Raw genomic sequence first — 16,325 nt, 5'->3', positions numbered from 1 at the left:
TTTTTCTATTTCAATTATTAATACAAAACGAAAATTATGTACAGCATTTCTAACATAGGAAGAGCGGTTGCTATTCTTAGTTTTATTATTGGCACTACGCTCTTTTCTTTTTTTCTTTATTTCGGAGAGACTTTTATACCAACGATAGTTGGTTTTAAATTCATAATAGTAGCTGTTGTCTTAAATTCAATACTACTTGCATCCAACCTTCTAACCCTTCTGATTAATGAAACCGATAGATACCAAAACTTAAAAACCTGTGGCATCATTCTACTAAACATACCAATAGCTATTTTATACTTTTATATCATAATTTCCTTTAGTCATATTAGAATTTAACAAAATGACATACAAACTCAACAAAACCTGCTTAGTCTTAGCAGTCCTCTTTTTATTAACCGAAATACTAATTGCTGTTTACCTCAAAACAGGTTTTATACGCTATACGGTCGGAGATTTTCTATCGGTAATTTTACTTTACTGTTTTTTTAAAAGCTTCTTAAAAATAGATCATTTTAAACTGGGCGCCGGCGTATTAGTTTTTGCTTTTTTAATAGAATTTGCTCAATACTTCAATCTATTAAAATTATTAAACCTAGAAGACCACAAACTACTAACCGTCATATTAGGCAGTACGTTTCAAGTGGGCGATTTAGTGGCTTATACCTTTGGTATTATTACCGTTTTAATAATAGAACAATTAAACTCTAAACCTCATGAATTACATTAACAACCTTATATCTTATCGCTATAAATCTCTAGCGCTATTAAGCGTTTCAATAGGTTCTACTCTAATTTTACTTATGATTAGAATGAAACTCGCGCACTCCTACAACTACCTTTTTTTAGTTTGGAACCTATTCTTAGCAGCCATTCCATATGCTATCACAATTTATTTAGTAAGTATCCCCAAGCTTAAAAAAATAACACTGCTTTTAGCGTTTGGTATATGGTTGCTTTTCCTTCCGAATGCGCCTTATATATTGACCGATATGTGGCATTTGAGATATAACGAACCACATATATTTTGGTTAGATATTTTATTAATTTCTGCCTTTGCTTTTGATGGTATGATGCTTTTCTATTTTTCGGTTACCGACATGAAAACTGTTTTATTAAAGTTCTTAAACAAAAGAAAGACTAGTTTCATTTTGACATTTGTATTTTTTATATCCGCATTTGGCGTGTATTTAGGTCGCTTTCTACGCTATAACTCTTGGGAGATTTTAACCAACCCAAAAGTTTTATTTATTGACATAATAAACATGATTGTACAGCCATTAGGAAACAAGGAAGTTTGGCTTTTTACTTTATTATTTGGTGCTTTTTTCTCTTTAGGATACTGGATATTTACCAATATAAATATGGAATCTAAAAATATGGATTAAGAATAAAAAAACTTTATTCTGCTCTATTTTTAGCCTGAAGTTTTCTAACAATAGATGTAGCAGCATTACGTGTAATAAACCTTGGAATAACAGCTAAAAACTTATTAAAACGGCCAGGTATAGCATAGCTTTTTCCTTTTAACATGGCTTTGTAACCGTAAAGCGCAACCTCCTTTGCACATGCCATGTTGAATGTGATTTTATTATCGTTAGCATCTTCGGAAACGGTTTCTTGAAACGCAGTTTTTGTAGGTCCAGGACAAAGCGCAGTTACACTTACTCCCGTGCCTTTTAACTCGTTTGCAATAGCTTCGGAAAAAGATAGCATATAGCTTTTTGAAGCATAGTAAATAGACATTAAAGGCCCTGGCTGAAAAGCTGCTAAAGAAGCCATATTTAAAATTTTACCCGAGCCACGTTTTACCATGCCTTCGAGCACCAACTTTGTTAAATGCGTAGTAGTAATAACGTGTACATTTAGCATCGCGGATTCGCGTTCCCAATTGGTTTCGGCAAAGGTACCGAACAAACCAAAACCAGCGTTATTTATTAGCACATCTATAGGTGCATCTCCAATATCATTAATAATATCTTGAGAGATGTTGGGTAAACTCAAATCCTTAATTAGGGTTATAACCTCAACATTAAACTGGGTTTCTACTTCGGTTTGCACATCGGCTAATTTAGCTGAATCAATATCGACTAGTATTAACTTATACGCGTCTTTTGCTAATAATAAAGTTAACTCATAACCCAATCCTGAGGCTGCTCCTGTTACTAATGCTGTTTTAATAATGTAGGTATTTTGTAATTATTGCAAACTTATTAGTTTCCGTCAACATATCCCTGCAAATAGGCGAAATTTTCGGTAAGCTTGCCATTTTCGGTCATTTTTGCTCGTTGTAAAACACCATCGGCATCGTTATTAAAAAAAGCAGGAATTACAGCTTTTAAAAACATCTCTCCAAAACCTTCGCTTGCATCTTGTGGAAGTTCGCATGGTAAATTATCTACCGCCATAACCACAATGGCTTTGCCGTCTTTATAATCGATTTCCGATTCTGTTTCTGGATTGTAACCATAAATAGGATCTGCAATGGTTGATGCACGCAGCGTTGTAGCTACTGGCCCATCGACATCACAACTTACATCGGCAACAACTTTAATATTAAAATCTGGAGATTTAACATCGCTGCGTGTATATAAATATGGTGCTCCATCGCCGTAAAAATGACCTGCAATATAATAATCGGTTACTTTTGCGAAACGCATAAAACTCGACTCGTAATCTTGTGGATTATCGAAAAAATCTTGATTATCGATGACCTGTCCGTCTTTACGTTTATTATAATCTAGCACGTCTATTTTACAATATACGGGCTCATTAAAGCTGCTGTTTAAATAATTGGTTACCGATACACTTTTAATACTCATAGCATCGAGCATTTCTTGTGCGCCATTTGCTACTTTACCACTGCCGGTTAGTAATATTTTTATGTTTGGCAATACTAAGTTATTCAGCTCGTTTATTAAGGCTTGTTGGTTTGGTAATGGTCCAGCTTTTGGTAATTGCCAAGTGTTATATTTTAATCCCCAAGCTCTAAAACCATTGTAAGCGCCAACGATACCGGCATAACGACCAAAACCTATTAATCGAAATCCTTTTTCGCTCACTATAGTTTCGTGATCGTAAAGTTCTATATTTTTATCTAAAACGGCTTTTAACAACTTACGGTTATAGGGTTGTTTTTTTATGGTATGTGAAAAGAAAAAGTATTTTTTATTCGGAATTAAGGCTTCGATGGGCACTTCTTTTACGCCAAGCATGACATCGCAGTCTGACACGTTTTCGCTAACTTCAAATCCTGCGCTTTTATAGTCTTGATCTGGAAATACACGTATATCGGAACTTTCTACTTTAAAATTGGCCTGCGGAAATTGTTTTTGGGCTTCGGCTAATTTTGATGGAGAGAATACCACGCGGCGATCGGGTGGGTTTTTACGTTCTTTTATAATGGCAAATTTCATGGCTTATTGTTTAGGTGTAATTTCGGGAATTTATTGAAATTTTTGTATCATTCTCTTAAATATTTTTAATGTGACAGATTTGCGTCTCATTGATATTGGTATAATTTTTGATTTATGTTAACGGATTACCACCTAGTTTAAAAGTTTTAATTAAATTTGCAGACTGTGCGTTAGGGATTAAGGCATTGTTGAAGCTCTTTTTTGTTTTTCTCAAAAAAAGCGACTGCCGAAAGCCCGACCCTTGTGGTAACGCCAAAATATATTTTACTACTTTATTTAATCTGGGGTCGACTGGTTTTGACAGCGAGATTAACGAAACGGTAAGCACGTCGTGTAATGGCATTGAAACACGTAAAAGGCTAGACCAACTTTTAAACGGCGAGAATAACTACGCTTTAGCTGCATAATTCGAATTATAGTAGAATTTGCCTAGGTACACAAGGTGTACAAGCTTTATGTCTCCGGAAAGCCTTGATTGACGGCGTTCCATTTTGAGATATCGTAAATGTCAATATAGTTTGAGCACTGCTTTGATGCTTTTACGAAACTAAAGAAGATAAGTTATGAGTGGGTTGTCTTTAACCAGCTTATAATCGAAAACCCAAGAAAAGAATAAACGTGTAGAAGGCCCTTTGGTTACTTGTTTGGACGAGAGTTCGATTCTCTCCGACTCCACTAAAACCCTGATAATAAATATATTATCAGGGTTTTATTTTTTAAAGACAAAACTAATTAATCTAGGCAATCCATGTTCCTCGCCTGCATCAAACCATTCTTTTAATTCTAATAATTGTAACCCATTTTTTTAGCTTCATCGATATATTCTGAAACATGATGAATATAAACCTCTAGTTCCTTGGTGCCTGCCTCGGTTTCGTATCTAGCTTTACTACCCGAGTATTGTTTAAAAGGATGTAATTCACTAACAAAAAACAGGCCGTCCTTTTTTAATTTTAAATATGTTTGATTGAAAATATGATCTAAGTCCTCTATATGCTCTAGCGTTAAACTACTAGTGATAAGGTCGAAAAAATTATTATCAACACCCCAATCTTGGGTTAAGTCTGCTTTTTTGAAAGCAACCTTGCTGTCTACTATTTTCTCTTTTGCTTTGTTCAGCATTTCTTCTGAAAAATCTAAACCTATAATCTGCTGCGCATGCGTTAATAGCCATTCGGTATTTTTACCTGTGCCACACCCCAACTCTAGCACATTGCTAAACTTATATTTACTTAAGGTTTCAATGGTGCACTTTTTATCTAAATCTCGCGTGCGGTTTTCGTTGGTGTCGTATTGATTGGCCCAAATATTATAAGCTTGCTCTATGCTCATGCTGTGCTATTTATTAGTACTCTAAAAAATTAACGCTGTAGTTTATGTAACTAATTTATCAAATAAATTTCATTTAGAAAATACGCCAAGGGTTTAACAAAAAAAAACTTCCTTTAAAATTATAAAGGAAGCTTTTCAAGTAACTATTAATTAGGGTTAGGGTATTTATCTTTACTCTTTTTTAGAGGATTCTTCTGGCAATAAAATAAACTCGGCATAATCTTTCATATCAAAATAGTTATTGGCCGCATCTTTAAACATTTTAGAGTTCAACTTATTAATTTTACTTTCAAAATCTAAAATAGACTCTGGGTTTAAATCGTATTCATAAGCAGTTTTAAGTTTATAAAGCCAAAACGTGTTTACTTCTAAAAACTCCTTAGCATTTGCTAATTCAGCTTCCTTAATTTTATTAACATCTTCTTGAGACGGACCATGTTTTTTAATTTTTTCTATTTCTTCAAAAACTTTAGCCTTTAGTTTTTCGATATTTTCAGGATCGCAAGAAAACCTTATATTAAGTCTAAACCACTGGTATGGAATATCTGAGGCAAACCCAGAAACTTTAACGCCATAAACACCTGCCATTTTTTCTCTTAACTCTTCCGTTAATTTAATTTTAAGCACTTTTGCTAACAAGCTAATTTTCTCTTTTTCTTCTAACGAAAAATTAAATGTACCAGTAAAACGCATATCAACTTGGCTTTTATTATCTAAGCCTTTTACTATGGTTTCTTTAATACCGCCTTTTGCATAGCGCAGCCCAGTATCTTTCCAAGTACTTTTTTCATTTAAATTAGAAGGTAAACTTCCTAAATATTGACTTACAAGTGGCTTAAGCACTTCTAAATCAACATTACCAACAACAACAAACAAAAAGCCATTTGCTGATGAAAATCGCTCTTTATAAAAACTGTAAACCTCGTCTAAATCTAATTCTCTCTCTATTTGCTCTACCGTTTCTGGTATAGATCTTAAATGATTTTGAGACATAACTTCGGTTATACGCTTTTCAAAAAAACCGCCAGGATTATTATCCGAATCTTTATACAACGACTTTAAACTTTCTTTTTTTGTATCAAATACAGCAGCATCTTTGTTTGGCTTAGTAAAATATAGGTTTACCATTTGCAACATACTTTCCAAATCTCCAGACGAGCTATTGCCAGATACCAATTCGTTATAATAATTAATATAGGTTTTAAGCTTTAGGGTTTTCCCCATATTGAGCTTTTTCAAATCAGCATCTGATATACCATTAACACCACTAGCGCCAATAATACTACTAGCATTTCTAGCCGAAACATAAAGTGAATCTGGAGCCACAGAACTTCCTCCTGGTCTAAACCCGTTAAGTGATATTAAATCATTTTGGAACTCGGTTGGTTTTACAACCACTGTAATACCGTTGGATAACTCCCAAGTTGTTGTATTAATCTTTTTATTATATGTTTCTTTTAAAACCTTACCTGGCTTTGGTTTTTCCGGCATTAATTGAATATCACCTAATTTATCTTTATAAGGTTCTATAGACTTAGTTTTTACCTGTGTTAATATGCTTTCTATCTCACGCTCTGTTGGCAATTTTAAATCACTTTTATCTACAGCTTTTAACAATACAGTCATATTATCATCTCTTACCCATTCTGTAGCTATGTTATTAACATCTTGCACTCTAATAGAAGGAAAAACCTCTGTATAAAACTGATATACAAATGCATCACTAGGTATAGGTTTAGCATCTGTAAAGTTATCAATATATTGCTCTACATAATATTTTGTAGAAATTTTACCTGTCTCCTTTTGGCGTAAATCAGCATTATTCAATAACAGTTTTTTATAACGTTCCAGTTCTGTTTCTGTAAAACCAAATTGCTTAGCTCTCGAGCTTTCTATCAACAAGCGCGTTATGCCTTCATTAATTTTATCCTCCTTTAGTTTAGCATTTAAATAATAGCTATCCATATTGCTTAAAAAGTTTCCAATACCCGCATTTGCAGATAAAAAAGGAGAATTTGCTTCTAGCACTACATCGGATAATCTTTGGCGCAGCATACCAGAATAAAAGCTTTTTAATAATTCTATTTTATAGTCTTGTAAGGTTGTTACTGGCGTCTCTTCTTTTTTAATATAAACAGAAACACTAGCGCCTTGTGTTTCTTCATCCGTAATTACAGATACTACAGGAGAACTGTTTTCTGGAATTTTATAATAGATTCTTTCCTTAGGGTTTTCGGGACCTTCAATGGTACTAAAAAGGACTTTTACCTTTTTTTCAGCTTCTAGCACATCAAAATCTCCAACCAAAACTAAGGCCATTAAATCTGGACGATACCAATCTCTATAAAATCGTTTCATGGCATCATAATCCGAATTTAAAATAACGTCTAATTTCCCTGCTGGAGCGCGCTCAGCATAGCGCGAATTATTGGTTAACTCACCTATAGACTTGTAATACATTCGCATACCTGCACCTCCTCTTGCTCTAAGTTCTTCGGCAACAATACCACGTTCTTTATCTATTTCGTCATTTTCAAACGTGATACCATTTGCCCAATCTTTTAAAACTTGCAAACTGGTATTAAATGTTTCGGTATCGGTTGGTACAGATAATTTATAAACGGTTTCATCAAAACTAGTATGTGCGTTTAAATCTGCTCCAAACTCCACACCTAAACCTTGTAAGTAATCTATAAGTTTGTTTTTCTCAAAGCTTTCGGTTCCGTTAAAAGCCATATGTTCTACAAAGTGAGCTAAACCTTGTTGATCATCGTCTTCTAAAATAGATCCGGCTTTAATAACCAATCTAAACTCAGCCTTATTTTGAGGTTTTGCATTATGTTTGATATAATATTTTAGTCCGTTGCTTAGTGTACCCATTTTAACGGTAGCATCGGCCAGTATTTTATTATTTAAATTACTGCTTTGCGAAATACCGCATATGCTATATAGGCACAAGATATTTGCAAAAACTATGTTTTTAATGTTCATGTTTTAGGAAATAAAAAATAGTAAAATAGAGCTTCAAACTGTTATATAGCCTGAAGCACTATACTGACTAAATAATTGAAAAAATTAATTTTTAAATACCCAGGTACCCTGGATTTTGTGGCCCGAAGAGTGTATTACTTTCTAATTCGCTAATAGGAATTGGAAAAATATACTGATTGGAGCTGGTAACATTTGTTTTAATTTCTTCAATTTTACCATGGCGAATGGCAGCAAACCAAACGGCCCCAGTTTCAAAACAAAGTTCTTTTACATACTCGTCGAAAATGATATCAAGTAATTCTTCTTGAGAGGTATACTCTAAATCTGGAGCAGCACCGCCATACGCTCTATTACGCACAGCATTAAGAGTTTCTTCCGCTTGAGCGAGTAAATTTAAACGTGCCTGACATTCTGCTTTTATTAAATAAACTTCGGCCAAACGCATATAATTTGCTGGTCCACCGCTTACACCACTCGTGTATATTTTTTTAAGGAATAAATTACTCGTATTGTATGATGCCTCTTTTCTTGGATCGTCTACTAAAAAATCCTGAAGCCAAGGAGAAACTTTAACTAAACTTTGATAATAGTATGATAACTTACTAGCTTGCCCTTCTCCATTTATTCTAGAAAATATTACTTCGCTATTTGCTACACCATTTTCAAAAACATCTTCAAAATTAGATTCTAATTCTACATCGCCAGAGTTAATAACCTCATCGGCTAATAGAACAGCCGCTTCGTAGTTTTCCTGACCACCCATATACAGCAGAACATTTGCTTTAAAAGCCTTTGCTGCTATCGAAGATGCGTAATAATTGTATGTAAAAGCCGCATTAAGCTCAATACTTTTATCTAAATCGTCTAAAATAAAATCGTAACTTTCTTGTACTGTAGATCTGGCTATTTTACTATTTTCAACAGTAGACACCGTATTTTTAAGTACAATACCATAGTCGCTAGACAGGTCGAAAAACTGACCAAAACTTCTTAGCGCAACATAGTGACCAAAGGCTCTTAGAAAATAGGCTTCGCTAAGAATTCTATCATGTTCGCCTGCGGAAACTGATGCATTATCAGTTACTGCCGAAATTGTAGCATTGGCAGAGTTAGTAATATAATACGGCCACTCGTAAACCGTGTTTAAAGAAACTTGGCTAGAATCGAAACTATTGTCTGAAGCTTCGCCAAAAATCCAAGTTGAATTTGTTGTTGTTAGCGAACCATCCATTAAAGGCAACATAACTTCCAGATACTGATAGTAAGTCCAGTTTAGCTGTGTATAAACCCCTACTAAAGAGGTTTGCGCACTTTTATCATCGGTAACTAATTGATCTTCGAATAAATAATTTTCTGGCTGAACATCTAACGCCGCATCGCAAGAACTAAAAAGGATGCCTGTTAAAATTGTGAATAATATGATGTTATTTTTCATTGTCTTAAATCTTTTAAAAGGTTAACCTTACTCCAGCGATAAGCTGTTTTGATACAGGGTACTTGTTACTATCTATTGGTGTTCTAAAGCTCGCAATATTTGCAAACTCAGGATCGGCACCCGGATAATTGGTAATAGTAAACAAGTTGGTTGCCGTTACGTATAAATAAAGTCCCTGAAAATTGATGTTTTTCAACGCTTGACTATCTAAGTTATAACCTAATGTTACTGTTTTAATACGCAAGTAATCTCCTTTATGCACATATAAACTAGACTGTCTGCTATTTTGGTTCCCACCTGTTAAATTAGTTCGGTAAACCGCTCTTGGGTATTCAGCATCTAAGTTCTCTGGCGTCCAACGATCTAAGGCTATCAATTGCTTATTCCCTTGGTCGTTTAGTGACGTATAGCTATAAGTATTCTCTCCTGCCTTCCAGTAAATATCGTTACCAAGACTATAATTTGCGAAAATATTTAGAGACAAACCTTTATAGTTTATGTTGGTATTAAGACCTCCAAAAAAGTCAGGTTCAATGCTACCAATGTTTGTAACATCAGGGCCAGATGCAGAAGAACTCACTTCGCCATCGCCATCTAAATCGGCATAATAAACATCTCCAGGACTCGTTAATGATGACTGATATAAACCACTTGGCGCACCAGCGTTTAAATTGTCTATTTGTTCCTGAGACTCAAAAAGTCCGTTTGCCACATGCCCTCTAATTAAACCAAGCGACTCACCTTCTTTAAAATACAAACCGTTTAAATAAACAGCACCATACTCATCTTTATAACTACTATTTAATTTTACTATTTTATTGTTTGCTGTAGCGGCATTAAATCCAAAATTCCACTTTAAATCTTTTTTATTGATAAGGTCAAAGTTTAAGGTTAACTCTATCCCATTATTTTGTGTATTTCCTAAATTAGAAATCACAGTATACAGGCCGCTAGAAGACGCTAATTCCGTTTGGTACAATACATCTTTTGTATCTTTTTGGTAGTATCCAAACTCACCTTTTATTTTATTGTTTAAAACGGCAAACTCAATACCAATATCTTTTTGAGTTGTAATTTCCCATTTTAAATCAGGATTACCAATACGCAATGGCACAACACCTGTATCGCCATTATACACTCCATTTGTTCCGTTTAAAGCACCATATAAACTAAAAGATTGGTTAGGATCAAAGGTAACATTACCCGATTGCCCAATACTACCTCTAATCTTTAAAAAGTTTAACCAATAGGCGTTATCCATAAATTTTTCGTTGTGAATATTCCAACCTAAACCTAAAGCAGGAAAGCTTGCCCATCTATTATTTGCACCAAATTTGGAAGAACCATCTGTTCTTCCTGAAAAATTTAAAATGTACCTATTATCGTAATTATAAATAAAACGAGAGAAGAACGACACTAAAGTACTTTTTGTAACAGCTTCCTGTGCAGAAAGACTTTCACCAGCATAACTAATACCCGTTAATGTATCATCATTCGGGAAGTTTTCACCATAAAAATTGACAGTCTCCGTGTTTTCATTTTGAAAGGTGTTACCAACTAAAACATTAAAATCACTTTTTCCTAAAGAAAAATCATAAGTAGCAGTTGTTTCTACAGAAGGGTTAATGGTTTTTCTATTTACCAAAGCTCCTTTACCATTAGTAGTAGCACCACTTACAGAGTAGCTTGGGTAGAAGCTATAACTTTCAGAATCTATTTGCTGAAGTATTCCTGTAGTTTTAATAAACAAATCTTTAATAGGCTCAAACTCAATTCCCATATTAGCAAGCATAGAAAAGTTAGTTGAAGTTACTCTTCTATCTTTAGAAGTTAGCGGGTTGTAAATATCTCCAAAACGAGATACAAGATTTCCATCTTCATCATAAGGTGTTACATCTGGTCGTAAATAAGTTGCTGCTTCTAAAGTTGAGTTAAGGCTGTTTAAAGCATAATCACTTTCTACACGACCTAAACTAATGTTAGTAGTAAACTTTAAATTATCTTTTATTTTTTGATTTAAAGACAAACCAAAAGCATACCTCGTTAATTTATCACCAATAATAGCCCCATTATCATTTTGCAAACTTAATGATGAATAGTATGAACCATTATCGCCACCACCTCTAACACTTAAAGCATAATTGGAGGTGTTTGTAAATGTTTTCACAGATAAATCTTGCCAATCGGTATTAGTGGTTAAATCGACTTCTGTTCCTGCTAAAATACCTTGCCCAAAAGAATCTGTAGTTGGTACAGTACCTCCAGAATTTACATAATTATTAATAGCCTCAGAATAAAGTGTTTGATACTGAGCCGAATTAAGCACATCTGTTTTTTGAATTAGATTTGCTCTTTGTGTGATAGAAAGTTGAAACTCCGGTTTTCTGGCTCCTCTTCCTGTTTTTGAAGTAATAATAACAACACCATTTGCAGCACGAGACCCATAAATTGAAGTAGCTGTCGCATCTTTTAAAATGGTTATGGCTTCTATATTATTAAAATCGATAAAACCTAAATCGTTATTAAAACCTTCATTTTCTAACGTAGTAGATTCATTATTACTAATACTATCAATAAAACCAGCATATCCGGGAGTTTCTGTATTTGGCGTAATAGGAATACCATCTACAACAAATAACGGTTGGTTAGTTCCTAAAAGAGACGAACTACCACGAATACGAACTCGAGCCGCAGCACCGGGTTTTCCACTTGGACTACTTACCTGAACACCTGCTACCTGACCTTGCAAAGCCTGATCTACATTAATTATGGTTCCTTGTTGTGCTAATGCAGACACATCGATAACACCAACAGCACCCGTTAAAGCTTCTTTTTTAACTTTACCATATGCAACAATTACCGTTTCTTCTAAACCTGTTACAGAACTTTGTAACTTAATATCAATATTGGCTCTACTATTAATTTGTACTTCTTGAGTTTCATAACCCACGTACGATACCACAATTGCTGTAGCGCCTTTAACATAAGGTAATTTAAAATTACCATCAAAATCTGTACTGGTACCATTTCTAAGTCCCTTATAGACAATTGTAGCTCCTGGTAGAGGCGCACCATTTTCATCGGTAACTTTACCTTGTAAATTTTGCTGTACAAACTTGTTTACTGCTTCTTTTATAGTATGTATAAGCGGTTTACTTTCTTCTTTTTTTACTATAACAATTTGTTTATTTACAACCTTGTAATCAACATTTAAGCTTTTAAAAAGTCTTTTTAAAACGTGTTCTAGTTTTTCTTTATCAGAAGTAATACTTGTGATTTCACTTTTCACAAAAACGTTCTTTTCGTAAAGAAATTTAAAATCTGTTTTTCTTTCAATTTCACTTAAAACATCTTCAACATGCATATTTTCGCATGTCAATGTAATTTTTACATTTTGAGAAAACGTATTGGCATGAATTTGTAACAACGTAAAAAAGAGCAATAGAGAGGTTAGCTTCATTTTTAAACTAATTTTAGAGAGAGATAGTACTTCACCCATCTCAATAATGAATTTTTTCATACTTTTGGTTTGATTTAATGTGTTAGACATTGGAATCACTTTTTACTAAATCGGAACGTGTTGCTGCATTTTCCGATTTTTTTTTATGTTATACTACAATTGCTGTTGTAGTAAACTGTAAAATAGCAACTTTAATTTTCTTTGAAATTGTGTTTTAATTTGTCAGTTTTCAATCATTAATTTTATTGTTTTTATGGATTAATTATAATGTTGTCTTTATTAAATTCATATTCAAAATTTCCGGAGGTGCTTAAACTTTCTAATACCTCATAAATATCTTCTGTATCAAATTTAGCTGTAAAATAGCGCTGTTCTAGCTTTTTATCTTTATTAATAAAACTAACATTATACTGCCTTTCTAGTTTTTTTAATATATCGGTAAAAGCAACTTCATGTAAAATTAATCGGCCATCGAGCCAAGCCACATGTGGTTCCACATCTACCTGTTCTACATCAATAGCATTGCTATACTTGTTCCAGGCAGCTTTAAAACCTGGCTTTAGAATAACAGACTCTTTGTTTTGCGTTCCATTTCTAGACACATCTACAGAGCCTTCTACTAAAACAGTACTTATATTTTCATCTTCAGAATAAGATGATACATTAAACTTTGTACCCAACACCTTAACATCAATATTATTCGCGTTCACTATAAAAGGATGATTTTCATCCTTAGTTACATTAAAAAAAGCTTCCCCTTTTAAAAACACTTGCCTGTTTTGACCACTAATAAAATTAACAGGATATTTTAATGACGAGCCGGCATTTAAAGTAACAACAGTCCCGTCGGATAGTTTAAGCTCAAAACGTTTTCCATACGGTACACTTAAGGTATTATATATCAATTTACCATCTACGACGTCAGTATTATAAACTAGTTTATCTCCTCGTTGCGTCCCTATCACCTTACCATCGCTACCTATAATTTCTTGTACATCATCTTTATTAATAACAACTACGGCTTTATCATTTTCTAATAGAAGTTCTATTTGCTCTTCTACTAACTCTAAGGTTTTAGGCGTACCAAAAAAACCTTGCATCAATACATAGCCTAACCCTAAAAACAGTATTAAAACAGCGGCATACCTAAAAACGATACGTTTAATTTTAAATACTTTTTCTGCCTTTTTATCTTTACAAATAACATCCAACAAATGCTTTTTTGTTTGCATAGCGTTGTACTCCTTAATAGTATGGTTAATAGCGTAATTTGTTTTTACGTAGTTATCAAACAATGGTCCATGCCCTGGTGCTTTAAGCCATTGATTTAATTGGTCTAATTCGCTTAACGATGCCTGATTAGTAAAGTATTTTACTATAATATTTTCTATTTCTTTAGAAACCATTATTTCCTTCTGTTTTATATTATAACGAAGTAAATTTCCAATACCCTAACTTTTTATCAACATTTTTTTAAATTAGCAGAAGAAAATTCACTGAATGACTGATTTCTCAATAAATAACGCAACACTAATCAAAGGGTTAAAAAAGGGCAGCACAGCGGCTTACACCCAGTTGGTAGACCTATTTCATCAAAAACTTTGCGTTTATGCTTATAGCTTAACTCACGACCATAGTACAGCAGAAGATATTGTACAAAATGTATTTGTGAGTATTTGGCAAAAGCGAGAGAAATTAAAAGATGATTTTAACCTGAAAAATTATTTATACAAATCTATATACAACCAGTTTATTGACCTTTACAGAAAAGAAAAAGCAACTATAGCTTTAGAAAAAAAATATATAGAGGCCTTAGATACTGTAGTTGAAGATCAGGATAACAACATAGAAAACTTAATTTCCCTAGTAAAACAAGAAATACAAAACCTGCCTCCAAAATGTAAACAAACCTTTATTTTAAGTAGACAAGAAGGCTTAACTAACGTTGAAATTGCAGAATATCAAAAGGTATCTATTAAAACGGTAGAAGCTCAAATTACAAAAGCCTTCTCTATCATTAGAAAAAATATAGGCAGTAAAACTAGCGGAATTTTATTCTTGTTATTTGGCAAACACGCCTTAAAGTAAACCACTCTCTTTTTTTAAGTATAGCTAGCTACAACTTGAGTAAATTTATATTCTGCTTAATACAAGCGCTCTAGTTTAAACCACCACATAAAAACAAGCATCCCCACTAAAGCCAATACATGCAGCCAAAACCCAATATAGGTTATCACCTTTACAAAGGTTTTATTATAGCATTTTGTAATAGAAGATATAGCGCATAACAAAACACAAACCTCAAAACCGAGTACAAACCATTCTCTCGTTTCGAAGTGATGCGTTTTTATATTCACGGTATCGACAGCCCAAAAAATAAGCATTCCGATTACAAAAACTGCATTTACATAAGCAATAGATAATGCGGTCTTTTTTGTTTTATACCCAATGGAAATCACTGCTAAATGACAGATTAAAATAATAACTAATGCTATAATTACAGTGGTATCAGTCATAGTTATTGATTAAGGTTAGTCTACCCGATTTCCTTTTTTATCAATAGAGAACCAATTGTCACTTTCCACAACGCGGTGTTCATCTAAATCAAAATATTCTTTAGCGCTGTAAGTTACTTCGGCTTTTCCGTTTTCAAACCATTTTACATAGTCGTATTCGCAAGCAATTACAACCTGTCCGAATCTGTTAGCATATCCCATTTTACCGTTTCGGATTACTCGCGTTAACCCATCATTAAATGGTTCTAAACCATTATCATACATCACAAGATCGAATAGAATATTCTCGTTTTTGTCTATCGCCATTTGGCGTCCATACGTACTATCGTTAGGATGCTCCATAACATTGGCATAAAACTCTAAAGTATCTGTGCCGTAGTATGCGTATTTACCAAACGGAATTATAGTATCATTATTTTCGTTTACATAAGCAACACTTACACCATATTCTAGATGTTCCGTGTTTGTAACCGCTTTCAATTTACTGTTCGAAATAGTATCTGCCAAGGCGACATCAAAATACCGATAGTTAGTAACATCTTTATCCACGTATTCCTTACACGAAAACGCTATAAAGGCACTAAAAATTAATAAGGTTATTGGTTTTATTTGCATTGTAATATGGTATCTAAACTAAAGTGCTTATCGCTTTTCCACTTTAACAGGCTTAGCTTCTAATGTATAATTTTTTAAAACCTCAAGAGCTTCTTTCTCACTCAGTATTTTTAAATCCGAACTGCTTATAGCTTCGTTATCAGGCATCATAGAGCGCATTAAAATTAATCTAAAAGCCTCTCTTCTAGCATCAAGCTTTTCTTCTCCTCCGTTGTTTAAGGCATACGGTTTGTAAGCATTAGCCATATTCTGCCAAATATTTATTTCGTTATCTGGGTTTTGGTCGCGCTTAAAATTTGTAATAGTTTCATCTAGAGAAACTGGGTAAACCTCATTAAAAGTTTCTTGTATATCTTTAATTTTCGCCAATTGTTCGTCGGTTAAAGCCTTATGCACTACTGGCCCTTGTGTTAAACCTTCAATTGGGGTGGTTTCAATATTAGAATTTTGTTTTGCTTCGTCTTTGCAAGATGTTACAAAAACAACGCATATAGCAATCAGTATTAACTTTTTCATTTGTTCCTCATTTGTTTTAAAGCCAAAGTAACTATTAAAAATAA

Annotated in this window: 13 protein-coding genes and 1 other RNA gene; 4 read left to right on the top strand and 10 right to left on the bottom strand. The window is 33.6% G+C overall.

What is annotated here, in order from left to right:
- Positions 1-343 precede the first annotated feature (343 nt).
- Positions 344-730: a ribosomal maturation YjgA family protein gene (locus V6246_RS14295; RefSeq protein WP_341561101.1), complete on the top strand. Its 387-nt coding sequence runs from the start codon at positions 344-346 to the stop codon at positions 728-730.
- Positions 717-1,388: a DUF1361 domain-containing protein gene (locus V6246_RS14290; protein ID WP_341561100.1), complete on the top strand. Its 672-nt coding sequence runs from the start codon at positions 717-719 to the stop codon at positions 1,386-1,388. Before V6246_RS14295 ends, V6246_RS14290 begins: the two co-directional genes overlap by 14 nt.
- A gap of 13 nt (positions 1,389-1,401) precedes the next feature.
- On the opposite strand, the gene V6246_RS14285 is transcribed toward V6246_RS14290, so the two are convergent.
- The gene (locus V6246_RS14285; RefSeq protein ID WP_341561187.1) at positions 1,402-2,181 is read right to left on the bottom strand and encodes an SDR family NAD(P)-dependent oxidoreductase; all 780 of its coding nucleotides are present in this window, start codon (positions 2,179-2,181) and stop codon (positions 1,402-1,404) included.
- Between the two features lie 32 nt (positions 2,182-2,213).
- Entirely contained in the window at positions 2,214-3,416 is a 1,203-nt protein-coding gene (locus tag V6246_RS14280; protein ID WP_341561098.1) for an NAD(P)-dependent oxidoreductase, read from the bottom strand.
- Positions 3,417-3,699: 283 nt separating this feature from the next.
- Here V6246_RS14280 and ssrA point away from each other — a divergent pair.
- Positions 3,700-4,094: a transfer-messenger RNA gene (ssrA, locus tag V6246_RS14275) on the top strand.
- 105 nt (positions 4,095-4,199) lie between these two features.
- Here the strand turns inward: ssrA and V6246_RS14270 are convergent.
- The 5 genes from V6246_RS14270 to V6246_RS14250 all read right to left on the bottom strand — a co-directional run bounded on the left by V6246_RS14270 (position 4,200) and on the right by V6246_RS14250 (position 14,040).
- Positions 4,200-4,748, bottom strand: coding sequence for a class I SAM-dependent DNA methyltransferase (locus tag V6246_RS14270; RefSeq protein ID WP_341561097.1), 549 nt, complete (start codon positions 4,746-4,748; stop codon positions 4,200-4,202).
- A gap of 171 nt (positions 4,749-4,919) precedes the next feature.
- A complete protein-coding gene (locus tag V6246_RS14265) occupies positions 4,920-7,739 on the bottom strand; it encodes a M16 family metallopeptidase (protein WP_341561096.1) in 2,820 nt (939 codons plus the stop codon).
- A 91-nt stretch (positions 7,740-7,830) separates the two neighbouring features.
- A complete protein-coding gene (locus V6246_RS14260) occupies positions 7,831-9,174 on the bottom strand; it encodes a RagB/SusD family nutrient uptake outer membrane protein (RefSeq protein WP_341561095.1) in 1,344 nt (447 codons plus the stop codon).
- Positions 9,175-9,187: 13 nt separating this feature from the next.
- A complete protein-coding gene (locus V6246_RS14255; protein ID WP_341561094.1) occupies positions 9,188-12,694 on the bottom strand; it encodes a SusC/RagA family TonB-linked outer membrane protein in 3,507 nt (1,168 codons plus the stop codon).
- 191 nt (positions 12,695-12,885) lie between these two features.
- The gene (locus V6246_RS14250) at positions 12,886-14,040 is read right to left on the bottom strand and encodes a FecR family protein (RefSeq protein ID WP_341561092.1); all 1,155 of its coding nucleotides are present in this window, start codon (positions 14,038-14,040) and stop codon (positions 12,886-12,888) included.
- Positions 14,041-14,134: 94 nt separating this feature from the next.
- Here V6246_RS14250 and V6246_RS14245 point away from each other — a divergent pair, with 94 nt between their 5' ends.
- Complete coding sequence (locus V6246_RS14245) at positions 14,135-14,722, top strand: RNA polymerase sigma factor (RefSeq protein WP_042499411.1); 588 nt, start codon at positions 14,135-14,137, stop codon at positions 14,720-14,722.
- Positions 14,723-14,778: 56 nt separating this feature from the next.
- Here the strand turns inward: V6246_RS14245 and V6246_RS14240 are convergent, their stop codons facing one another.
- The 3 genes from V6246_RS14240 to V6246_RS14230 are packed head-to-tail and all read right to left on the bottom strand — an operon-like array spanning position 14,779 to position 16,281.
- Positions 14,779-15,150 carry a hypothetical protein gene (locus V6246_RS14240; protein ID WP_341561091.1) on the bottom strand — a complete coding sequence of 124 codons (372 nt, stop codon included), beginning with the start codon at positions 15,148-15,150 and terminating at the stop codon, positions 14,779-14,781.
- 15 nt (positions 15,151-15,165) lie between these two features.
- Positions 15,166-15,765: a WG repeat-containing protein gene (locus V6246_RS14235; RefSeq protein ID WP_341561090.1), complete on the bottom strand. Its 600-nt coding sequence runs from the start codon at positions 15,763-15,765 to the stop codon at positions 15,166-15,168.
- 27 nt (positions 15,766-15,792) lie between these two features.
- The gene (locus tag V6246_RS14230; RefSeq protein ID WP_341561089.1) at positions 15,793-16,281 is read right to left on the bottom strand and encodes a hypothetical protein; all 489 of its coding nucleotides are present in this window, start codon (positions 16,279-16,281) and stop codon (positions 15,793-15,795) included.
- Between the last annotated feature and the right edge of the window lie 44 nt (positions 16,282-16,325).

Origin of the sequence: Algibacter sp. TI.3.09, from assembly GCF_038154905.1 — a bacterium.
GTDB lineage: Bacteria > Bacteroidota > Bacteroidia > Flavobacteriales > Flavobacteriaceae > Algibacter.
This window is presented reverse-complemented; position numbering and strand designations above follow the sequence as displayed.